Annotated in this window: 21 protein-coding genes and 1 pseudogene; 7 read left to right on the top strand and 15 right to left on the bottom strand. The window is 38.1% G+C overall.

From position 1 onward, the window contains the following. Positions 1-81 precede the first annotated feature (81 nt). From D8M05_RS16030 to D8M05_RS16020, 3 genes are all read right to left on the bottom strand, one after another. A complete protein-coding gene (locus tag D8M05_RS16030; protein WP_121133609.1) occupies positions 82-1,005 on the bottom strand; it encodes a carbohydrate ABC transporter permease in 924 nt (307 codons plus the stop codon). Position 1,006: 1 nt separating this feature from the next. Continuing rightward, positions 1,007-1,882: a carbohydrate ABC transporter permease gene (locus D8M05_RS16025; RefSeq protein WP_121133607.1), complete on the bottom strand. Its 876-nt coding sequence runs from the start codon at positions 1,880-1,882 to the stop codon at positions 1,007-1,009. A gap of 67 nt (positions 1,883-1,949) precedes the next feature. Continuing rightward, entirely contained in the window at positions 1,950-3,251 is a 1,302-nt protein-coding gene (locus tag D8M05_RS16020) for an extracellular solute-binding protein (protein ID WP_245985442.1), read from the bottom strand. Between the two features lie 625 nt (positions 3,252-3,876). Between D8M05_RS16020 and D8M05_RS16015 the strand changes: the two genes are divergently transcribed. The 4 genes from D8M05_RS16015 to D8M05_RS16000 are packed head-to-tail and all read left to right on the top strand — an operon-like array spanning position 3,877 to position 8,582. Next, complete coding sequence (locus D8M05_RS16015; protein ID WP_121133605.1) at positions 3,877-5,061, top strand: galactokinase; 1,185 nt, start codon at positions 3,877-3,879, stop codon at positions 5,059-5,061. Then, the gene (gene galE / locus D8M05_RS16010) at positions 5,058-6,053 is read left to right on the top strand and encodes a UDP-glucose 4-epimerase GalE (RefSeq protein ID WP_121133603.1); all 996 of its coding nucleotides are present in this window, start codon (positions 5,058-5,060) and stop codon (positions 6,051-6,053) included. Before D8M05_RS16015 ends, galE begins: the two co-directional genes overlap by 4 nt. A gap of 1 nt (position 6,054) precedes the next feature. Next, on the top strand, positions 6,055-7,536 hold the full coding sequence (gene galT / locus D8M05_RS16005; RefSeq protein ID WP_121133601.1) for a UDP-glucose--hexose-1-phosphate uridylyltransferase: 1,482 nt from the start codon (positions 6,055-6,057) through the stop codon (positions 7,534-7,536). Positions 7,537-7,544: 8 nt separating this feature from the next. After that, a complete protein-coding gene (locus tag D8M05_RS16000) occupies positions 7,545-8,582 on the top strand; it encodes an aldose epimerase family protein (protein ID WP_121133600.1) in 1,038 nt (345 codons plus the stop codon). A 47-nt stretch (positions 8,583-8,629) separates the two neighbouring features. Here the strand turns inward: D8M05_RS16000 and D8M05_RS15995 are convergent, their stop codons facing one another. Then, on the bottom strand, positions 8,630-9,796 hold the full coding sequence (locus D8M05_RS15995) for an ROK family transcriptional regulator (protein ID WP_121133598.1): 1,167 nt from the start codon (positions 9,794-9,796) through the stop codon (positions 8,630-8,632). Positions 9,797-9,924: 128 nt separating this feature from the next. Here D8M05_RS15995 and D8M05_RS15990 point away from each other — a divergent pair, with 128 nt between their 5' ends. Further along, complete coding sequence (locus D8M05_RS15990) at positions 9,925-10,644, top strand: hypothetical protein (RefSeq protein ID WP_147405191.1); 720 nt, start codon at positions 9,925-9,927, stop codon at positions 10,642-10,644. Positions 10,645-10,880: 236 nt separating this feature from the next. Here the strand turns inward: D8M05_RS15990 and D8M05_RS15985 are convergent, their stop codons facing one another. The 8 genes and pseudogenes from D8M05_RS15985 to D8M05_RS20620 all read right to left on the bottom strand — a co-directional run. Next, on the bottom strand, positions 10,881-11,810 hold the full coding sequence (locus D8M05_RS15985; RefSeq protein WP_121133594.1) for a nuclease-related domain-containing protein: 930 nt from the start codon (positions 11,808-11,810) through the stop codon (positions 10,881-10,883). Positions 11,811-12,380: 570 nt separating this feature from the next. After that, on the bottom strand, positions 12,381-12,557 hold the full coding sequence (locus tag D8M05_RS20280) for a hypothetical protein (protein ID WP_183072830.1): 177 nt from the start codon (positions 12,555-12,557) through the stop codon (positions 12,381-12,383). Between the two features lie 89 nt (positions 12,558-12,646). Beyond that, positions 12,647-13,642: a Gfo/Idh/MocA family protein gene (locus tag D8M05_RS15970; RefSeq protein ID WP_121133588.1), complete on the bottom strand. Its 996-nt coding sequence runs from the start codon at positions 13,640-13,642 to the stop codon at positions 12,647-12,649. A gap of 127 nt (positions 13,643-13,769) precedes the next feature. Further along, the gene (mmsB, locus tag D8M05_RS15965; RefSeq protein ID WP_121133586.1) at positions 13,770-14,927 is read right to left on the bottom strand and encodes a multiple monosaccharide ABC transporter permease; all 1,158 of its coding nucleotides are present in this window, start codon (positions 14,925-14,927) and stop codon (positions 13,770-13,772) included. Beyond that, entirely contained in the window at positions 14,920-16,464 is a 1,545-nt protein-coding gene (gene mmsA / locus D8M05_RS15960; RefSeq protein WP_121133584.1) for a multiple monosaccharide ABC transporter ATP-binding protein, read from the bottom strand. The genes mmsB and mmsA overlap by 8 nt, the downstream gene beginning before the upstream one ends. Before the next feature lie 81 nt (positions 16,465-16,545). Beyond that, entirely contained in the window at positions 16,546-17,628 is a 1,083-nt protein-coding gene (chvE, locus tag D8M05_RS15955; RefSeq protein WP_121133582.1) for a multiple monosaccharide ABC transporter substrate-binding protein, read from the bottom strand. A 787-nt stretch (positions 17,629-18,415) separates the two neighbouring features. Beyond that, positions 18,416-19,834, bottom strand: coding sequence for an MFS transporter (locus D8M05_RS15950; RefSeq protein ID WP_121133580.1), 1,419 nt, complete (start codon positions 19,832-19,834; stop codon positions 18,416-18,418). Between the two features lie 236 nt (positions 19,835-20,070). Then, positions 20,071-20,639: pseudogene (locus D8M05_RS20620) on the bottom strand (apurinic/apyrimidinic endonuclease family protein); the annotation flags it as partial. A gap of 649 nt (positions 20,640-21,288) precedes the next feature. Between D8M05_RS20620 and D8M05_RS15940 the strand changes: the two are divergent. Both D8M05_RS15940 and D8M05_RS15935 read left to right on the top strand, forming a co-directional pair. Further along, positions 21,289-21,483 carry a hypothetical protein gene (locus D8M05_RS15940; RefSeq protein ID WP_121133578.1) on the top strand — a complete coding sequence of 65 codons (195 nt, stop codon included), beginning with the start codon at positions 21,289-21,291 and terminating at the stop codon, positions 21,481-21,483. After that, positions 21,483-22,073, top strand: coding sequence for an ATPase (locus tag D8M05_RS15935; protein ID WP_121133576.1), 591 nt, complete (start codon positions 21,483-21,485; stop codon positions 22,071-22,073). Before D8M05_RS15940 ends, D8M05_RS15935 begins: the two co-directional genes overlap by 1 nt. 121 nt (positions 22,074-22,194) lie before the next feature. Here D8M05_RS15935 and D8M05_RS15930 read toward each other — a convergent pair whose 3' ends face one another. From D8M05_RS15930 to D8M05_RS15920, 3 genes are all read right to left on the bottom strand, one after another. Beyond that, a complete protein-coding gene (locus tag D8M05_RS15930) occupies positions 22,195-22,593 on the bottom strand; it encodes an ABC transporter permease (protein WP_121133574.1) in 399 nt (132 codons plus the stop codon). A gap of 92 nt (positions 22,594-22,685) precedes the next feature. Further along, positions 22,686-22,877: a hypothetical protein gene (locus D8M05_RS20275; protein WP_121133572.1), complete on the bottom strand. Its 192-nt coding sequence runs from the start codon at positions 22,875-22,877 to the stop codon at positions 22,686-22,688. An 83-nt stretch (positions 22,878-22,960) separates the two neighbouring features. Then, the gene (locus D8M05_RS15920) at positions 22,961-23,500 is read right to left on the bottom strand and encodes a DUF1572 family protein (RefSeq protein ID WP_121133570.1); all 540 of its coding nucleotides are present in this window, start codon (positions 23,498-23,500) and stop codon (positions 22,961-22,963) included. Positions 23,501-23,594 lie beyond the last annotated feature (94 nt).

The following is a 23,594-nucleotide window of genomic DNA, read 5'->3' as shown; positions in this document are numbered from 1 at the left end:
AAAGTTTCTCCTCGTTCCATTAATGGATTCTATCTATGCTGCTATTTCATCGTAAGCTCATATCCTCTTATTCTCACAGTTTTATCCTTTAAGCCCTGTGAAGCTAATTCCTTTAATAATTTGTTTTTGAAAGAGTAAGAACACAATAATAACTGGTATGGATGCAATGGCATTCGCTGTCATTGGCAGTACATAGGCTTGCGAATAGCTAGAATTAAATACCGGAAGACCTACTGGTAACGTATAGAGTTCTTCAGATAAGATAGACAAGTATGGCCATAGGAAATTATTCCAGGACCCAATAAATGTAAAGATAGCTATTGCTGCCAAAGCTGGCTTGGCAAGGGGCAAGGCTATTTTATAAAACAGTTTAATATTGGAACATCCATCCATTTTTGCACTTTCAAATAATTCTTTCGGTATCCCATCAAAGAAGCTCTTTAATATGATTACACCTAGTGGTGAAGCAATCATCGGTAGAATCAGTCCTGCATAACTATCAATCAAGTTTAAACTCTTCGCTGTTTCATATAACGGAATAATGGTTGCTTCCCCTGGTATCATTAAGCCTACCAGGAAGAATATAAAAATCGTTCTTTTGAAACGAAATTTCATTTGCGATATTGCAAACGATGCTAATGATGTCACGATTAACGTTAAAATCGTTGTAATAAGCGCGACAATAAAACTATTAAACGTCCAGCGAAGTATTAAAGTGTCAGAAATAATATTTGTGTAATTAGAAAATGTAAATGGTGGTAAAAACCATTCAAGTGGATTCGTTGTACTGAATCCATCTGGTTTCAAAGAAACAAGGATCATCCATATAATAGGAAGAACAAACAAGAGTCCAACTGCAATCGCTACCGTAATTTTAACAGGGTGAAAAGGATCACGACTCCTGTTCAATTGTGTTGAATGTTTCTTTTTATCATTCGGTTGCTTATTCCTTTTTTCTAATGGCTTTTCTACATCTATATTTGGGATTGGATTAGGTTGTCCCATGTTAACTCTCCTCCGATCTCTGCGGTCTTAGCTGAATAATCGACAAAATTAATAGGATAAAGAAGAGCGCAAAGGACATCGCAGCAGCATACCCTAAATTATTTTGTGTAAAGCCAGATTCATAGATATATTGAATGAGAGGTCTAGTCGCACCACCAGGACCACCGCCAGTAATTAACATAATTTGTGCAAACACTTTAAATGAGGCAAGGACCTGCAACAGCAAAATAACTTTTGAAATTGGCTTCAGTTGCGGCAATGTAATGTACCAAAACTGCTGCCAGCGAGTTGCTCCATCGATTTCACTTGCCTCGTACAATGATTCTGGAATATCCTGTAATGCGACAAGAAATAAAATCATATTCGTTCCTACCGTCCACCATAATGTAACAACTACAATCGTAATCCAAGCCAGATATTTATCAGCCAGCCAAAAAGGCTCTGCTTCGATCCCTATGCTATGAAGAATGGTATTAACGAATCCGTTATATGGTTGCAGCATAAAGATTGCCAGAAAGGAAATAACTGCAACGGATAAAATACTTGGGAGAAAATAAGCCCCTCTGAAAAAGGTTTGAAGCTTCGTATTTAAGTTAGCGAGTAATGCCAGCCCTAGTGCAAGCAACATCATTGTTGGTGTTGTTAAAATAACAAATAATGTTGTATTCCAAAGACTTCTCCAGAAAAAAGGATCACTAAACATGACCGTAAAGTTTTCCAACCCAACGAAGTCCAGTTTTCCAATTAATGACCAATCATAGAAGCTCATTTCCAGCCCTTTGATTACAGGAAATATAGTGAAGATCATGTATACGATAAAAAAGGGCAAAAGAAAAGGAACTGCCTTCATATCCTGTAACAATAACTTGTTTTTCATAAATAAACCCCTTTCCCATTAAAGGTCAAAAGCTCCTAAAGGAAATTAGGAGCTAAGACTGTTTAAATTATCCTCCTATTAACGCTTTTACTTCATCTTCAATCAATTTAAATGCTTCTTCAGGAGACTCCTCATCTGTCCAGATAAGATCAAGATTGCGAATCATTATATCCTCGATACCACGTGCATGAACGGTTTGGTCTGGAAAATTAACATAGTTTGCTACTTCTACGTAATCACTACGATATGGAAGTTCTGCATATTCTTCTGATTCAACAACAGTTGTTTTTGATGGAATATGTCCTGCTTCTGCCCAAATGACACCTTTATCTGTGGCGTAGTCCATAAATTCAATAGCACCTTTTTGAACTTCAGGGTCTGCATCCTGACTAGTAGGAACCACAAAGGTATGCGAATTGCCAAATGCAGCGTCCTGACCAAATATATTTGGTGCAGGTAATGCTGTAAATTCTAATTCTTCCGTAGCTTCCCAAGTACCAGTTGCCCATACCCCAGTAGATGTAGTGGCTGCATTACCAGATTGGAAATCAGCATAGAAATCTGCTAAATTCAGTGGAATTACTTCATGTTCATGCCATAAATCATGCATATATTCTGCAGCTTCAATCGCTTTGTCAACATCAAGTACATATTCAGGATTTTCTAAGTCATCTGTTACAATATTTTCTCCACCTAATTGGGTATAGAAAGAAAACCATAACCGATAGGAATCTACACCAGCAGTAGAAAACGACATTGGAAATTTATCTTCCGGTAATTCTTCTTTAAGTGTGGTCATGAACTCAACAAACCCTTCTGGTGTCTGTTCCATTTTCACACTGCCATCCTCATTCATAAGACCAGCATCACCGACAAGCTTATTATTCACGAAAAAGATATGTGGGTGTGTATCGATTGGTATAGCATAGTGTTGCTCATCGAAAACCGTCGATTCTAGAATGTTTTGATTGAATTCACCCCAGTTTACACCAACTTCTTCACCATATGTATCTAATTCCTGTACAAGTCCCTGACTTACCAATTCTGGAAGTACACTCGCATGGGAAACAGCCAAATCCGGCCCTTTACCTGCAGAAACACTCGTAATCAATTTTGTATAATACTCTTCAAATTCTTGTTGAACATTGTTAACGAAAATCGCATCCTGACTTGCGTTAAATTCATCAACAATTTCCTGCATAAACGCCGCATCACCACCTCCAAATAGGTTCCACATAACAACCTCTGTAGCACCCTCTGGCACCTCAACATCACCACCAGCATCATCTGATCCTCCGCCAGAACATGCTGCAAGTGTGATAGCAGTTAAAACGATTCCAATAAGTAAAATTAACCTCTTCTTCATCATTGAATCTCCCCTTTTTATTCAATAATTACAAATGTATAGATTCTTTTTTTAACTACCTTCATAAGATTATAAATTAATGAATAGACAGACCTCCCTTATGAATCCGCTTCCAAATAGGATAAAAAAATAAAAACCCTTGACTGTCACAATAAACCTTCATCATCACATTAATTAAATTAATTAACTATCTAAATGATAAACGCAATTTTTTAACTTGTCAATATAATTATTAGAATAATTTAAAAGAAATATTACAAAGGCAAATTAGTATTAATATACTTGCTCCTATGTGTTATAAGATGCTTAGTTTATTTTTTTAAAAGTCTATTATAAAGATTGATTTTATCTATACAAAGGTCTTGTTTTCCCATTGTCTATACATTTGGTACTTAGGTCCTAGGATAATACGAGATAATCAAAAAATGCGTCTCTATCCTTAATTTCCTGGATAAAGCAATTATGGAAAGCAAACTCTCTTGTTCTCGCATCTGCAAGATAATGTCTACAACATTTCCTCTTGAACTTTTATAAAAAACATAGTAACCTAAACTTAATTAAATTAATTAATATATTAAACTGGCATCGGTAACAAAATCTTTTCATTACATTATGGAGGAAAATCATTATGAATATTTCATCACTAATATCAACATTCAAAAACATTTTCCAAACAACCAAACAACCAAGAACCTTCTTCGCCCCAGGAAGAATCAATCTCATCGGCGAACACACCGATTACAATGGTGGGCATGTCTTCCCTGCTTCCATCTCGTTCGGGACCTATGCACTTGGTGTAAAACGGGACGATCAAATTGTCCGTTTTTATTCAATAAACTTCGAGGAAATTGGTATCATCGAGTGTGATTTATCCTATTTAACTTATGATAAAGCAGATACTTGGGCGAATTATCCAAAGGGAATGCTACTTTATCTAAAACAAGCAGGATATGACATCTCGACCGGAGCAGATATATTATTTTACGGAAACATCCCGAATGGTGCTGGTCTTTCCTCATCTGCATCGATTGAACTTGCAACAGGTGTTTTATTAGAAGGGTTATATGACTTCAATATCGACCGCTTCGAACTGATAAAAATCGGGAAAAAGGTAGAAAATGAATACATTGGCGTTAACAGTGGCATCATGGATCAATTTGCGATTGGAATGGGCAAGAAAGATCACGCCATCCTTCTAGACTGCAACACGTTAGATTATCAATACGCACCAATCGTGTTAGAAAATCATGTTATTGTTATTATTAATACAAATAAACAACGTACCCTCGCTGTCTCTAAATACAATGAGCGACGTAGCGAATGTGAAGCAGCATTAAAGGATTTACAAAAAGAACTTTCTATTAATAGCTTAGGCGAGCTAAGCAAGGAAGCATTTGAGGAGCATAAACACCTCATTACGAATGAAACCAATCAAAGACGCGCAACACATGCAGTATACGAAAACGCACGTACAGTGGAAGCTCTAGAGCATTTACAACAAGGTGAACTTGAAGCCTTCGGAAAACTGATGAATGCATCGCACATTTCCTTAAGAGATGATTATGAGGTGACAGGCACCGAGCTTGATACGATTGTTGAAGTTGCTTGGGAACAAGATGGCGTTGTTGGTGCACGGATGACTGGTGCTGGATTTGGTGGTTGTGCGATTGCGATTGTTGAAAAAGATAAGGTCGAAGCGTTTAAAGAAAATGTAAACGCCATCTACCATGAAAGAGTTGGCTATGATGCAACATTCTATATCGCAACAATCGGTGATGGTGCAAAAGAGATATCGGAAGGAGTGTTAAAATGAGTATTTTAGTTTTAGGTGGGGCTGGATACATCGGCTCCCATGCAGTCTACCAATTAATCGATCAAGGTGAAGAAGTTGTTGTCGTTGATAATTTAGAAACGGGGCATAGGAGTGCCGTACATCCGAAAGCAACCTTTTACGAAGGTGACATACGTAAAATTGACTTTCTTCGTACTGTATTTGAAAAAGAATCCATAGAAGCGGTCATTCATTTTGCAGCTAATTCACTTGTAGGGGAATCGATGGAAAAACCATTAAAATACTTTGATAACAATGTGTACGGAACCCAAGTTGTCCTTCAGGCAATGGTGGAAGCTGGTGTGAAACATATCGTCTTCTCCTCCACTGCTGCAACTTACGGTGAACCTGAAACGGTACCAATTACAGAAACAATGACGGCGAATCCGACAAGCACGTACGGAGAAACAAAGCTTACAATGGAGAAAATGATGAAATGGACGGAACAAGCACATGGCATTACATTTGTTTCGTTAAGGTATTTCAATGTAGCTGGTGCACGTGAAACAGCAGAAATCGGTGAAGACCATCGTCCGGAATCACATTTGGTTCCGATCATTTTACAGACAGCACTTGGACAGCGCGAACATATAACGATTTTTGGTGAAGATTATGATACACCAGACGGCACTTGTATTCGTGACTATGTTCATGTAGAAGACTTGATTGATGCCCATCTATTAGCACTTAACTATTTACGTAAAGGGGCAGAAAGCAATATTTTCAACCTTGGAAGTAATGAAGGGTTTTCCGTGAAAGAAATGATTGACGCTGCCCGTAAAGTAACGGCAAAAGAAATACCCGCACAAGTTGGACCGCGCCGTGCAGGTGACCCAAGTACATTAATTGCAAGTTCGGAAAAAGCAAAGGAAATCCTCGGTTGGAATCCGACTCGCACTTCTGTCACGAAGATTTTTGAAGATGCATGGAACTGGCATCACTCTCATCCAGAAGGCTATGGAAAGGAAGGGTAACATGATTGCTAAGGACATTGCAGCACTTATTCATAGGGCGCTCGAAGCAGGTTTAATCGAATCCGTAGATACGAATTACGTTCGCAACCAAGTGATGCATCTTTTACAAATGGATACTTTTCCTGAGAACGTCGAATCTCAGCCAGATGAAACGATTCCTGATATATTGGAGAAACTCATTGCTTATGCGGTACGTGAAGGTGTCATTTATGATGTCTTTGATGAAAAAGAAATTTTATCCGCAAATATAATGAACTGTTTTGTTGCGCGTCCTTCCACTGTTAATGCAATTTTTTTTCAAAAATACGAGGAATCACCAGAAGCTGCAACGAATTACTTTTACAAGTTGAGTAAGGATAGCAATTACATTCAGATGAACCGGATCAATAAAAATATTTCGTATAAAGCAGAAACCGACTATGGCCAGATGGATATTACCATTAACTTATCCAAGCCAGAAAAGGATCCGGAACAAATCAAGCGTGAGCGAGAAATGAAGCAAACAGCGGTCAACTATCCAAAATGTCTGTTATGTAAGGAAAATGAGGGATATACAGGGCGCACGGCTTATCCAGCACGTGCCAACCACCGCATCATTCATGTACCTTTACTTGGTGAAGATTGGTATTTACAATATTCCCCGTACGTTTACTATAACGAGCATAGTATTTTACTTTCTGGAACACATCGTAACATGAAGATTGACCGAGATGCGTTTACTAGACTGCTCACTTTTGTAGAAAGGTTCCCACATTATTTCATTGGCTCAAATGCAGATTTACCAATAGTTGGTGGATCTATCTTAAGTCATGACCATTACCAGGCAGGGCGCTATGAATTTGCAATGACTCAGGCTCGCGATGCATTTACTTTTGAATTAGATGCATTCCCTTCGATTGAAGCATCAGTTGTTAAATGGCCAATGTCTGTCATCCGCCTGAGGTCCAATCAGAAAGAGCATTTAGTAGAAGCAGCTGACCATATTCTAAGGACATGGAGAAACTATTCTGACGAATCTGCAGATATCTTATCCTTTAGTGGGGATACGCCACATAATACGATTACACCAATTGCTAGAAAACGGGAGGCTAGGTTCGAGCTCGACCTTGTGTTACGAAACAATCGCACAACTGCTGAACATCCTCTTGGCATTTTCCATCCACATGCAGAGGTGCATCATATTAAGAAGGAAAATATCGGACTAATTGAAGTGATGGGGCTTGCTGTATTACCACCTCGCCTGAAAAATGAACTAGCTGAAATTCGCGCATTTTTGTTAGGTGAGACTTGTGATGTAGCAGACTATCATATCGAATGGGCAGAACAACTAAAGGCTGAATATGGCACCCTTTCTGATTTAGATCAGGCACAGAACGTTGTGGAAAAAGAACTAGGGAAAAAATTTGTCAGAGTACTAGAAGATGCTGGTGTGTTCAAGGACCGGGCAGCATTTAAAAGATTTATTAAAGAAATAAATAAGTAGGTGTGAATATGAAGATAGAAACGAAAGAAATTTTAGGAAAATGGAAAGAATTTACGCTAACAAATGACCAGGGAATGGCTGTTAGTATTCTAAACTATGGCGGGATCATTACTAGAATACTAGTACCCGATAGAGACGGTATGCTAGAAAATGTCGTCCTTGGGTACAAGGATTATCAACATTATGTTTCAGATTCGAACTTTTTCGGTGCACTTGTAGGTCGAGTTGCGGGAAGAATACAAGGCGCTTCTTTTGAGCTTGATGGTAAAACATACCATTTGGAAGAAAATGATGGCGAGAACCACTTACACGGTGGGCCAGCAGGTTTTCATTCCGTCATTTGGGAAGTTGTGCCCTTTGAAACAGCAGAAACGATTGGATTGAACCTTCATTATCATAGTGCCTGCGGTGAAGGTGGATACCCTGGAAACGTTGATATAACCGTTACCTATGAATTAAACAACGCCAATCAGCTTAGCTTAACATATACAGCAAATAGTGATCAAAAAACAGCATTCACAATGACGAATCATTCCTATTTTAACCTTAGTGGGAATTTAAGGAGTCCTGTTGGAGGACATCATGTGACAATGGAAAGCAGTAAATTTGTGGAACTTGATGAACAGTTGATACCTACTGGCAAGCTACTTGAAGTAGATGGCACTCCATATGATTTTCGTCGTGGAAATTTGCTTCGGACTGGATTTGAGTCTGGTTTTGAGCAAAATAAAATTGCCGGAAATGGCTATGATCATTACTTTATTTTTGACGATAATCGTGAAGAAAAGATCGTTGTGCGCGATGAGCAAAGTGGACGCGTTCTAACTGTTCATACAAATCAACCAGGCGTCGTTATGTATACTTCCAACATGCTAGATGATAGCTTAGAATTTAAAGAGGCTTTTTCCGAGAAATACCTTGGAGTTTGTTTCGAGACACAAGCCTCCCCTGCCTCCTTACATCATGAAGGTTTTCCGAGTGTGATTTTGAATGCGGAAGAGGTTTATAAGAGGCAGACAGTATTTACGTTTGGTGTAGAGGGTTAAAATAAATAAGCGGAAGCCATTATTGAGTGGCTTCCGCTTATTTATTTTCAAACCGGATCGAATAATTCTACTAATAGTAACGACACAGCTCCAAGTAATGTTGCATCATCTCCAAGCTGGGTCACTACCACCTCTGTCTGTCTTGCTTTATGGGTTAGAGCTCTTTGCTGAATGGTTTCAATAATTTTTGGCATCATAAATTCTTCACTTTTCAACACCCCACCACCTAACACAATTTTTCTTGGGTTAATTAGATGAATAAGGTTTGTTAAGCCAATACCAATAATTCCACCTGTTTCTTGCAATATATGGATGTAGCTCTCATTGCCTTGTTTTGCTTCTTTGTACACATCATGACCAGTTCGAATGTTCATATCTTCTGCTTGTTTTCTCGCACGCTCAACGATTGCATCTCCACTTACGAATGTTTGCAGGCAACCAGGATTTCCGCACTCACAAATGGCGCCATGCAAATCAATTGTCATATGACCAAGCTCACCGGCAATATCCTGTGCCCCATGATATAGCTTCCCACCAATCACAACACCCGCACCAACACCACGTCCAATATTTACAGCAACCATGCTATCTACATCATCATGGCCACCAAACCAGGATTCCCCTAGCGCCATCGCACGCGCATCATTCTCAACTTTAACCGTAATATGGAATTCCTCTTCCAACCTATCCTTGATTGGGATATCACGTAAGTTTAGATTTGGAGCAACAAGGGACATTCCCGTCTCCACATCAACTACCCCATGCATCGCAACCCCAATACCAATAATCTTCTCATGATCAACGCTTGATAGCTGCAGTAGTGCATGGATGTTCTGTTTTAAAATCGAAACAAATTCATCATTTGTTAACTGACTCTTAATCGAACTTGACGTCCGCTGAAAAACCTGCCCCTTCAAATCAGAAAGAATGCATTCCACCGTCTCTGGCCCCGCATCTACTCCAATAACATAAAAAGCATCATTGTTAATATGTAACATCGTCGGCTTCCTACCACCACTGGACGTTCCAAGCGTACTCTCCCTCACCAATCCCTGCTCAATCAGTTCCTTCACAATACTACTGACTGTTGGAGGGGTAAGACTCGTCTCCTTCGCAATTTGCGCCCTTGAAATTGGTTCAGAAGTACGAATCTTATTTAAAATAATTGATTTATTTACTGACTTCATTAATTGAAATGTACCACGTTGCTGCATGAAAAACCCTCCAAACTAATGATTACTCTTAGCTTTATTATATCATAGTTAGTTAAATTAATTAATGTTTTGGAGTTGGGTTTTATTTATTGTTTCGGTTTGATGATGGGCAAGGGTGGTGCGGGCGGGTGAATGTGGTTGTGGTGGTGCGCGAGTTTTCGTGGGTGGTGCGCGAATTTTCACGATCCTCGCTCGATTTTTCTTGGGTGGCGCGCGATTTTTCGCGTTCCTTGCTCGATTTTTCGTGGGTGGCGCGCGAGTTTCCGCGATACTCGCTCGATTTTTCGTGGGTGGTGCGCGAATTTTTGCGATCCTCGCTCGATTTTTCGTGGATGGTGATGCGCGAGTTTCCGCGATACTCGCTCGATTTCTCGTGGGTAGTGCGCGAGTTTCCGCGTTCCTCGCTCGGTTTCTCGTGGGTGATGCGCGAGTTTCCGCGATCCCCGCTCGATTTTTCGTGGGTGGTGGTGCGCGATTTCCCGCGATACTCGCTCGGTTTCTCGTGGGTTGTGCGCGAGTTTCCGCGTTCCTCGCTCGGTTTTTCGTGGGTGGCGCGCGATTTCCCGCGATCCCCGCTCGATTTTTCGTGGGTGGTGATGCGCGATTTTCCGCGTTCCTCACTCGGTTTCTCGTGGGAGGTGATGCGCGAGTTTCCGCGATCCCCGCTCGATTTTTCGTGGGTAGTGCGCGATTTTCCGCGTTCCTCGCTCGATTTTTCGTTGGTGGCGCGCGATTTTCCGCGTTCCTTGCTCGATTTTTCGTGGGTGACGCGCGATTTTCCGCGACCCTCGCTCGATTTTTCGTGGGTGGCGCGCGAGTTTCCGCGTTCCTCGCTCGTTTTCTCGTAGGTGGTGGCGCGCGAGTTTCCGCGACCCTCGCTCGATTTTTCGTGGGTGGTGGTGCGCGAGTTTCCGCGTTCCTCGCTCGTTTTCTCGTAGGTGGTGGCGCGCGAGTTTCCGCGACCCTCGCTCGATTTTTCGTGGGTGGTGGTGCGCGAGTTTCCGCGTTCCTCGCTCGAACTTTCTATGATCTCGCGCGAATTCTCCTAAAATCTGCGCATTTTCTGTACCCCCAACCCCCAACCCTATCTCCAATACCCTTTTTCAGAGTCATAGGTTAATGCTGCGTTTCTTAGGATTCTTGTTGCTACATTCCTAGAATTAATATTTAGCCAATCTACACATTCAAAATTCCTTATCCAGGGCTTAACCAGGAGTAAATAATCATTAATAGCAGAAATATGTGCGTTCCTATATTTCCGTTGGCATCTTCTGCAGTACCATCCACCATGTACGCGCGTAATTCCTATCGCTTTACAGTCAGGACAGATTACACCTTTAACTAAATCTGAATAGTTTATTTCATGTCTTTTCATCACATCGAAATTGTATTCAGTGGAGGCGTTTTTGATTGCGTAGCCGATTTTTTGATGGGGAAAATTCGCAGTGCTTGAGAAACTTTCTTCATTCAGTAATATCTTTGAAGGAATATCTTCTGCATGAGTTACAATTCTAGCAACCTCCTCTTGATCTCCAATAACTTTGATCTTTGTACTCGGTTTGCTAATCGCAACATAATAGTAGATTGGTATGGAAGGAAGCCCTTGTTCCCGAAGCCAAAGCTTGAGTTTTATTGCTTGAATTTCTACTTGGGAAATGGGGTAGGTAATGCCACTCTCCTTCTCGCCATCAGCAAGAATCAATTGCTTTAGATTGTGGTCAAAGGTAATTATATCTATATAATTTTTTACTTCTATGATGTGAATAGCATTTGGGCTAATAACGATGTTGTCGATTTGCGTTTGCTGGCTATTAATCACGAGACAAACATCCTGAAGTGCTGTAAATTTATATGCCAAAAGATTAAGATAATAGCTGAAATTAACTTCACCAGCATAACCCTTTCGCTGCTTAGCCAATTCATATTCAATTTCTGCTTGTTTATTAATTAAACGTTGATATAAAATTTCGTATTTTCTTAGAACGATTGGATAGCGTAGCTTTTTGATATTCATAAAATTCCTCCTTTCTTTTAGTTTAGCAACTGGTGCATATTCGTCAAAAGGAGGAATCTTTATTTCTTGTTGATTCAACAGTGTGAAATTTGCGTAATGACTTAAGAGAAATAGGAAAACTAATCTTTTTATAATTGGTGTTTTTTAATTTTAGAGAATTTATTTTTTATTTAATGACACTCGAATTATTAGTGTGCATGCGCGATTTTGTGGAGCTCACAATCGATTTTCTCATGAGGGTGCGCGAATTACTAGAGCTCATGCGCGATTTCTCACTGAGTATGCTCGATTTCTCACTCACCTTGCGCGATTTTTCCACGAGTATGCTCGATTTCACACTTACCTTGCGCGATTTCTCCCCCCGAGTGCGCTCGAGTTCACGCTCGCCTTGCGCGATTTTTCCACGAGTATGCTCGAGTTCACGCTCACCTTGCGCGATTTTCCCACGAGTGCGCTCGATTTCCCATTCACCTTGCGCGATTTCTCCCCCCGAGTGCGCTCGATTTCCCATTCACCTTGCGCGATTTCTCCCCCCGAGTATGCTCGATTTCACACTCGCCTTGCGCGATTTCACCCACGAGTGCGCTCGATTTCAAGCTCACCTTGCGCGATTTCACCCACGAGTATGCTCGATTTCACGCTCACCTTGCGCGATTTTTCCACGAGTATACTCGATTTCACGCTCACCTTGCGCGATTTTTCCACGAGTGCGCTCGATTTCACGCTCGCCTTGCGCGATTTTTCCACGAGTATGCTCGATCCCCCCCCCCCCTCGCCGTACGCGATTCCCAATTCACCGCACCCGTCCACACAATTCCACCTACCCAGCTCCTAAACTACATTTTATACTTTTCTGCGGTTTTCATTGATTCAAAGCATGCATCCATTACCTTCATATTATTAATCGTATTTGTATGACTTAGCTTCAAATGCTTTTCCCCCTGTTGAATCGCTTCTGAAAGATGTTCAATTTCATTACGATATTGATCACCGTTAACGATTTCCTTCCGAGTAACTTCAGGTTTTTCGACAATTACGATTCCATCTCCACCCTTTTTGTCAGGACGGTATGCTCTAGGAACGACAATTTTTCCTTTTGTCCCTATAACCTCATATTCATTCCGATTAACCAATCCAAAACTCGCATCAAAGGTTGCTCTCTTTCCACTAGCAAATAGTAATTGCCCATAAACATCCGTATCAACAGTATAGTGTGGGTCTACTACCGCATCAGCGTACACTATTTCTGGTTCTTCACGAAAAATGTTCCTGATGGAATGGATGCAATAACATCCAACATCATATAAACTTCCTCCACCTTTCACATGACCCATGCGAATATTGTCTTCCTTGTCACGCAAGTAGAATGAAAATGCAGCACGCATATACTTAACCTCTCCAATTTCCCCCACATCGATAATCTGTCGCACACGCTCATGCTGAGGATGGAAATGATACATAAATGCCTCCATAAAAAGAACATTGTTTTCCTCACAAACAGCAATCATTTCTTTTACCTCATTTGCATCCAAGCCAGCTGGTTTCTCGCATAAAACATGCTTCCCTTTTTCCGCTGCCTTTATTACCCATTCTTTATGTAAATGATTTGGTAATGGAATGTAAACCGCTTGAATGGCTGGGTCATTTAATAATTCATCATAACTATTATAAACAGTCTCAATTTGGAACTTATCGGCTACTGCTCTAGCTCTATTCCCGTTTCTACTAGCTATTGCAACAACCTCCGCATTTGTTGAACGCATAAAAGCAGGAAACAACTCCTTTTGCGCAATATTTGCTGTACTTAAAATTCCCCATTTTATTTTTTCCATGACTTATCCTCCTCAATGAATTAAAACAAACGTTTGTACAAATTAATACAACCACGCTAATACTGTCAGTTTAGATGATATACAAAGCAAAAGAAAGCTATAAAACTACTAGCTTTCTCTACTAATCTTATTTCTTTTTACTTAAAACATCAAAAGCTACTGCAGCTAATAAAACTAATCCTTTAATCGCTTGCTGCCAGTCAATACCAATCCCCATTAACGACATCCCGTTATTGAGTACACCCATTACTAACGCACCAATGACTGCACCGAATACTCGACCAACACCCCCGGTAAATGATGCACCACCGATAACAGCTGCTGCAATTGCATCTAGTTCAAACAAGTTACCCGCTTGAGGTGTAGCTGCATTCAATCGTCCAGCAAATATAAGTCCTGCAAGTGCTGCCATGATGCCCATGTTAACGAAGGCGATGAATTTAACTTTAGCTGTTTTTACACCAGATAATTTTGCAGCTTTTTCATTACCACCAACGGAATAGATATGTCTACCTAAAATCGTTTTATTCATCATAAACGTATATCCAAGAACAAGGACAAGTAATATGATTAGAACATAAGGGATTCCTTCATACAATGCCAACATATACGTAAATAAATTAATGACGATAACAAATAATGCGAGCTTCGTAGCAAATAGAATAGCCGATGGTACTTGTATATTGTACTGTCTATCTGATTTACGTAATTTTATTTCATTTACTATATAAATGACCGAGAGTACTACCCCAATTAATAGTGTTAGAAGATGAAGCTCTCCCCCACCAAACGCTTCTGGTAAGAATGAGGAACTTAAACTACGGAAACCATCTGGAAACGGTGCGATGGTTTGGCCTTGCAACGCAACCAATGTTAACCCACGGAAAATCAACATACCTGCCAATGTAACGATGAATGACGGTATACTTACATATGCAACCCAGAAACCTTGCCATGCTCCAATAGCTGCACCAACAACTAAACATAGAACAATCGAAAGTATGATAGGCAAGTCTTGATTTACTAATAATATCCCTGCCATTGCCCCAACAAATGCTGCGACAGAACCTACTGATAAGTCAATTTCTCCCGTAATAATTACAATTAACATACCGATAGCTAATACGATAATATAACTATTTTGCATAATTATATTTGTTATATTTAGAGGCGTTAGTAAGATACCATCCGTTAGTATTTGAAACAAAATGACAATACCTACTAGAGCAATGATCATTCCATATTGTTTGACATTATTGTTAATGAATTGTTTTATATTATCCATTATAATGACCTCCAACTTCCGTCATGTACGTCATTAGTGATTCCTGACTTGCATCTTCTTTATCATGGCTTCCAGTTACCCTGCCTTCACATAGCGTATATATCCGATCACATATCCCAAGAAGTTCAGGCAATTCAGATGAAATGACAATAATGCTTTTACCTTGTTCAGCAAGGTCATTAATAATTTTATATATTTCATATTTGGCCCCAACATCTATCCCTCGTGTAGGCTCATCTAAAATTAAAATATCTGGGTCGGTAAATATCCATTTCCCTAATACTACTTTCTGCTGGTTACCACCACTTAAGTTACCCGTATTTTGATAGATGGTTGGCGCTTTTATATTTATTTTCGATTTAATTTCTTCTGCTTGAGTGACCTCTAGATTTTTATCAATCATATTTTTCTTTGATACCTTTTCAAGATTTGCCAACGTAACATTGTCTTTAACGGAGTCAATCAATATCAGACCATACTCTTTTCTATCTTCTGAAACATATGCAAGCCCGTTTTTTATCGCTTGATCAACATGATTTAACACAATTTCTTTCCCATCTTTTAATAGTTGTCCAGTGATTTTTTTACCATATGACTTTCCAAAAACACTCATGGCAAGCTCTGTTCTGCCTGCCCCCATTAGCCCTGCCAATCCAACGATTTCTCCACGCTTCACTTTCAAATTAACGTCATGTAATATTTGTCTCTCGGAATCTAGTGGATGATAAACAGACCAATCTTTTATTTCGAATACGACTTCATCTTTTATATTCGGATTTCTCTCTGGGTATAAGTTTGCTAAGTCACGTCCAACCATATCTTTAATGATATGTTTTTCTGTTATATCACCATTCTTCAGTGAATAGGAACTAATCGTTTTCCCATCTCGTAAAACGGTTATGTTATCGGATACTTTGAATAGCTCTTTTAACTTATGGGAAATTAGAATAGAGGTAATACCTTGTTTTTTAAATTCTAGTAATAATTGCAAAAAGTTCTCTGTATCCTTTTCATTTAATGCAGCTGTAGGTTCATCCAGAATTAATAATTCCACTTCTTTTGATAGTGCTTTAGCAATTTCTACTAACTGTTGTTGCCCAACACCAATATTCTTTATTTGCTCCTCAGCGTTTACATGAAGCCCTACCTTCGTAAGTAATTCTCTCGTTTTCCTTCTTGTCTCATTCCAATTAATGATTCCGTTTTTTGCTCGTTCATTCCCCAAGAATATATTCTCTGCAATTGATAATTCAGGAATTAATGCTAATTCCTGGTGAACAATGACGATACCGAGATTTTCACTGTCATTAATATTCTTAAATTCACATGTATTCCCTTTATAAACGATATCTCCTGAATATGTACCATATGGATGGACACCACTTAATACTTTCATCAAAGTTGACTTACCTGCACCATTTTCACCAATTAAAGCATGTATTTCTCCCTCTTGTACTTGGAGATTAACATCGTCAAGCGCTTTAACTCCTGGAAATGTCTTTGTTATGCTTTTCATTTCTAAAATTGTAGAGGTCATCATTTATCACACCTTTAAAAGATAATGGTTAGGACGATTTAGCTCATACGCTAAACCATCCTCAATCACAATGAGAGATTCTTATTGCAATTCTTCTTCTGTGTAATACCCAGTGTCAACAAGTACTTCCTTATAATTATCAACATCTACAGAAACCGGTATTAATAAGTTAGAAGGCACTACTTTGTCCCCATTGTCATATGTTTCTGTATCATTTATTTCAGGTTCTTCACCATTAAGTACGGATTCAACCATATTTACTGCACTTTTAGCTAATTCCCTCGTGTCTTTAAAAATAGTTTGCGTTTGTTCCCCAGCTATTATCGATTTGATCGAAGCTAACTCGGCGTCCTGCCCAGTTACGATTGGCATTGGATTATCTGCTGACCCATATCCTACTGCTTTCAATGAAGAGATAACTCCACGGCTTATTCCATCAAATGGAGAATAAACAACATCTATTTTTTCACCTGAATAATGCGCACTTAATAAATTATCCATACGTTTTTGAGCTTCTGCACCATCCCAACGTAATGTTGCACCTTGTTCGAATGTTGTTTGCTCGCTTCTTACAACAAGTTGCCCATTGTCAATATACGGCTGGAGGATAGACATCGCACCATCCCAAAAGAAATATGCATTGTTGTCATCAGGAGATCCTGCGAATAATTCGATATTAAATGGACCTTCCCCATCAGCTAAGCCTAGCTGTTCCTCAATGTATTCACCTTGTAGCACACCAACTTGGAAGTTATCAAATGTTGCATAATAACTAACATGGTCACTATTCATAAGTAATCGGTCATAAGAAATAACTGGAATGTCTTGATTCTTCGCTTGTTCTAGCACTTCTGTAAGTGCCTCCCCATCAATTGAAGCAATTACAAGAATGTCTACCCCTTTTGTGATCATGTTTTCAATTTGAGAAACTTGATTTTCCACAACATCTTCCGCATATTGTAGATCTGTTTCATAGCCCAAACTCTCAAGCTGCTCTACCATATTATTACCATCATCAACCCATCTTTCTGAAGATTTCGTTGGCATTGCGATTCCTACTGTCTTCACGTCATCGCCACCTTCACCGCCACTTGCATCATTACTACATCCTACAAGTGCCAATGATAGTACCAACATTGAGACAAACAAGACAATCTTTCTCATGATTAAATCCTCCCTCATCCTATATATCTATTATAAGACCCAAACTGGATAGCGCTTTCATTTGGTCTTATAATAGATATATTCAATTATACGTACAATATGTACCTTTTAATTATCTTATACGTACATCTATTACACTTCATGACTTTATAGATATCAATATATTTTTTAAACATTTAGATAAATTATGTTTTTCGAAGAGGACTTAACTACTAGTTCAGATGTATATTCTGGAACACTTATATTCATTAAACAAAAGGCTTTTTTCGCATAATTTGTTGCTTTTTTAGAATTGACATTTGATGTAAAATGCGCAGTAAGTGCTTTGTTGATTTCCGCTCCGGGCAGCCAGTACGCTTTCCGCGGGCACGGCCTCAGCCTCCAAAGAAGCAAAGAGCGCTTCTTCTGGAGTCTTCAGACACGTGCTTTTCCCGCAGGAGTCGACTGGCTGCCCTCCGCTCCAATCAACCACATACTAGCAATAATATTATTAGTAAGTTGAATAGCACAAACCTAGTGGAGGCAATACACGCAGACTCCTGTGGGAGGACAGGCCTAGGTGAGACTACGTAGTGCGTCAGCACGGAGGAGGCTCACCAGCCGCCCACGGAAAGCGAAGTGTATTGCCGGAACGGTGGTAGAGTACTATCTCAGGTTACTACGTATTTTACATCAACTATAAATTAAATTTACAATAGCTGAAAAAACAACAATCTTTTAGAAAACAGCAAACAAAAAAAGGACCCTCCAAGATAGTCAGCACTACCTCCAAAGGCCCTAATAAACGTTACATTATACTTTTATCACGATCTTCTCCAACTCTACCTTCTAGAATTTCTTGTCTAATTCGTGGCATGAATTTTTCATAATTCATTGCTGCAACAGTAATAATCATTAAAACAATCATTAATAGTGGGAAATAGATAAACATTGCTTTTATTGCAAAGGTAGCACTTTCTGGCTGGATTGCTGAATTTGCGATGTAACCACCAAATTGAAGTGCCCAACCAACTAATGCTGCTGTTAAACCTTGGCCAATTTTCATACCGGCACTTGTTAAACTAAATACGGATCCTTGAACTGGTACACCTGATTGCCAGTATACCAAGTCACCAACATCTGCAACGATTGCACTAAGTCCAGCTTGTAATAAAACTAATCCCAACGCATTGATTACAGTAGCGACTACTAAACCTGTTAAGTTTTCTGAGAAAATCATCATGAAACCTGAACCAACTACTGAAACCATTAACCCTGCATTGACACTTTTTCTTAGTCCGTACATACCAACAATTTGTGGTGCAAAGAACAAACCAATAATTAACGGCAATAGGGACGCTGTACTCAAAATCCCCATTACATTTGGATTCTCAAAAATGTATGTTGCATAGTAGATACGTACACCTGTCTCTGTTTGTCTTAAATACCAGAGCAGGTATAATATGATTGCTAGCACAAAGTATTTATTGGCAAATAAAACTTTTATAATTGGAATAAATGAAGTTTTTTGTTTTTCATTTTTCTTCTCTGCAACGTTTCTTTCTTTTACAAACCATCCTGTAATCATCAATGGCACAGCACATAAAAGTCCATAAATTGCTGCTGTAATTGTCCAACCTTGTTGTCCACCACCAAAGTTATCTACTAAAACCGTTGTAAAAGAACTAATCGATAGTACGGCAATGTTTGCAAAAATAAAGCGAATACTACCTAGTGATACACGGTCTTTCTCATCTGTTGTCATGAAGGAAGTCAGCGAAGAATATGCAACATTATTTGCAGTATAGAAAATTACTGAAATAAGAAAATATACGATGAAGACATATGTTATTTTTCCAGTTTGTCCAAATCCACTTGGTACATTAAATAACATAAAAGTTAGGATTCCTAGAATTGGTGCAGTCATAAACACCCACGGCCTTGCTTTACCCCATCTAGAGTTTGTATTATCAATAATTGTTCCCATAAAAATATCACTAACACCATCGAATACACGAGCTAATAATATAATTGTACCGATAATACCAGCACTAATTCCTACAGTGTCTGTCATATAGATGGTTATGAAAGAAGCAATAAACGTCCAGCTATAGTTGGCTCCAAAATCCCCTAAACCAAATGTTAGCTTTTCCATCATTTTTAGTTTTGGCGTTCTTACTGTTGTTGTATTTTTTGTTTCATGCAATTCTTGTTTCAAGCTTTCCATTTTTATCTCCACCTACCATTTTGTCATAAAATCACATGTTGTATTTATTTTAATTTAATTAAATCGCTTTCAGTTTTTAATAAACAGGCATATTTATCTAGTTCTTGTGCTTCAACCTTTTAAAGCGCTTTCTTAAAACCTATTATATAGCAATCGAAATGAATAACGTATGTCAATATGTGGTAGAACCAGCATCCTGCAGGTCTGGTTGGTCTACCAATTCTATAGATTACTCTTCAGCATACGCGCGGATTGATCATAGCTTTAATGCGTTCTAGTTTACCGGATTTATACTTAATCTCGTTTAGTCCTAGTGCATCGTCTTCTAGTTTATGGAAGTCTGTTTTGTTTTCAACGATTTCTAAACCAATACCATCTTTGTAGCTGCTATAACGATCTTCAACAATACTATCAAGTACGTTATCATCAATTAGTTTTTACGCAACTTTTAGACCTACTGCAAAGCTGTCCATCACGGCCAAGTCCACCATTTTTCAAAATTTCATACATTGCTAGAGTTGTCGTATATAAATGAATGCATCGTTTTCTGCACCTAACACTTTCCCAACTTCTAAACCTATTTTCACTTTAGCAGCTGATTAAGCGAAGACATCGGCATTGCTAGAATTTGCTGCACCTTGAACAAAGCGTTGATTACTGAAGTTATTCCCTGTGTTCCAAAGTAATTTTGTTTTGCTATCTTTCATGCATCTTTGATCATTGTAACAATAATATCTACGTTTTGATTCGACTCTCTTAAAGTTGATCCTATTGGTGCGGTATCCACATCGTGGGAGGAAAAATATGAATATCATTAAAATAAGCCATTATTATTTCGTCCCAGCATGCATTCATTGTAACTGTTTACATATTTATTGTAACAACTTATCGTTAGTTTGTCCAATGAATAAACTAAGTCTATACCGAGGATATGCAAGACGAATATGTTTGTTAGAATTTATTAAACTCATTCCAGATTTAAACGATTTAGGGGTAATAAGATTCCTAAAAAAACTGATTAGTGTTTCGGTATCTTAAATAAATGTAATTTAACTAAACCAGCTAATAGTTGTCAATATTTTTCTCTAAAAAATATTAAATTTCTCATGACATACTAAAAATACATGCCAAATAAACCTCTAACTTCATTTTATCTCCACATTTCCAGTCATAGCACTATTAACAAATCCATAAATTAACTTTAACAGTGATTTAGCTTCCTCTTCTGTAAGGTTTTTTAACAGCATCAATAGTACTTTCAAAACTTTCAAACTCATTAGTATCAGTAATTTCTTTCAACATAACCGCCCTCCTCTTCATTCCTGTTGTTATTTAAGAAATTCACCAGATCGTTTAAGTGAATATCTTCACAATTTTATAGTACCACCGGATTTAGAATCGCTTATAAATTTAATAACTAATCTGATATAATTTATATAAAGGTGGTGTTCCATATGTTAGAAGAACAAAACAATGAACCTAAAAGAAAATATGAATGGTTAAGTAAATGGGCTAAAATGACTGGTGAACGTGCTAGAATTGATGCAAAAGTAAATAACACATATATCGTATATGAAAAAGATGGAAAGCTAGTAAAGGAATTTCCAAATGGTGACATTGTTCCCTTGGACAAAGACGGTGAAGCGTAATGGATAGCCACAAACCAATTTTCTTTGTATTTGCGGGTAATAACGGAAGTGGTAAAAGCACGTTACGCAGCTTAATTATTGATAAAATTGGCGTTGATATAAATATTGATCCTGATGCTATCGCTCGAAGAATTGATCCAAAAAACCCTGAGAATAATAGAGTATCAGCTGGTAAGGAAGTCATTAGATCTGTCAATAAGTACATTAAAGAGGGTAAAGACTTTTCAATTGAAACAACCCTTGCTGGTAAAAATGCTATTAAACAAATGAAACATGCAAAAGAGATGGGATATGAAATCACGATGTTTTATGTTGCACTTAGTAATGTCAACCAAAACATTGAAAGGGTTGCAATGAGAGTAAAGAATGGTGGTCATCAAATCCCAACTGAAGATATTATCAGAAGGAATAAAACTTCTTTTAAACATCTTTATGACTATGCCTATATGATTGACAACCTTGTTTTAATTGATAACAGTGAGGATAATGGGGAAATTGTACTTGAAGTAAATAATGGGATAATTACTTTCGAAGCAACAAACCTCCCCCAATGGTCACTACCTGTTTGGGAACAGTCAAGAAGGAATTAAATGATCAAGCCGATTTTTCTAGTTTTAAGAAAATCGGCTTTTACTATCTTGTGCAACAATAAACAAAAAAATCTTATTGAAGAAAAGCACCAGTTACTTTCAGAACAACATTTCACATACTTTATCTTGTTAAATTAAATTTGGAAGATAAATAATAAATAAGTAAAATTATAATTGCGATAATAAAAGGATAACTAATTAACACAATTGGATTCGTGTGTTCAACTAAACTAAACTCTCCCCATTCAAGCCACAAACGCCATCCCATTCCTAAAGCACTAAGTAATAAGCTAACTATAAATATCAGTAGAGGACGCCCTTTAAATAACCCTATGAATATATTCGCAACAACAAAATAAAACAATAGTGCAATAAATAAGAAAGACCATTCAAAACCTTTTAATCCAGGAATCACAAAAGTAAAGGTTATGCTAGCAGTAAAAACAATTGCTATAATACTCATAACCAGAAAACTTAATCGTTTTTCTTGGACTTGCCTATAAAAGTTATCACCTAACATTGCTTACCCCTTCCTTAAACTTTTTCAATTGTAATTTTTCCATATAATCTAGTTTAAGTATTCTGCAATTTAGCTTAACACATTTTAAGTTTTTATTTGCTGCTCTTGAAGAAGTTTGATGCTACCAATAATATTATGCCTATTACAATTAAGGGAATAGAAAATGATGTGTATGGTTCTGGTGCTTCTATTATTCCTATCGTCTGATTAAGTGTAAATCCAATAGCGAATAGAAGTATTCCTATAAAATATAACAATTTTCCTGTCCTATTATGTTTTTTCAAAAAATCACTCCTAGTATATTTAATGCACCAGATAATACAACAAGAAACGACCTTCTATTTTTAGCTGGATAAGAAAACTTATATCACTTTAACTTTCGTTGATTTTTTAGCATTTGTCGCAAATATTCTTCTGATTTTCCTTTAGGAATACTAAGGCTTTCCCATTCCTCACTTTTAATTTGCTTACCAATATAAACAATTTGTCCGATATGATAACCGTAATGAGCCATTTGCCTTTCAATCGCATCAATAACCGTATGGCTTTCGCCACGAATATAAATATTTTTTAATAAATCCTCTTCATTTAAATTATTAATTGTTTTATTAAGAGTACTCCAACCTTTTTCCCAAATAGAAATCATTTCTTGCTTTGAAGATATAGTGTTTGCGAATTCTTGGTCACGTTCCCTATTGACCTTTTCACCATCAGAAGTTAAGAAATCAGTCCATCTTGAAATCATATTTCCACTTAAATGCTTCACGATGATTGCAATATTATTAGAAGATTGATTTAAGGCCCAGTGTATATCATCTTCTGACAATTGTTGTATTGTCTTATCTCCTAGTTCTTTAACACTTCTAAACCTTTCTTGAACGTAAGCCCGAATTATAAAAAAGTGCACTTTTCAAAGTAAACATGACAAATAACCGTGAATCCATGATTTTTAAATTGGATTTACGGTTATTTCACTTTATTCGCACATTCCTCTTGAATTA

Source organism: Oceanobacillus bengalensis (assembly GCF_003628445.1).
Classification (GTDB): Bacteria; Bacillota; Bacilli; order Bacillales; family Amphibacillaceae; genus Oceanobacillus; species Oceanobacillus bengalensis.
The sequence above is the reverse complement of the archived record's forward strand: the minus strand, read 5'-3'. Positions and strand labels throughout refer to the sequence as shown.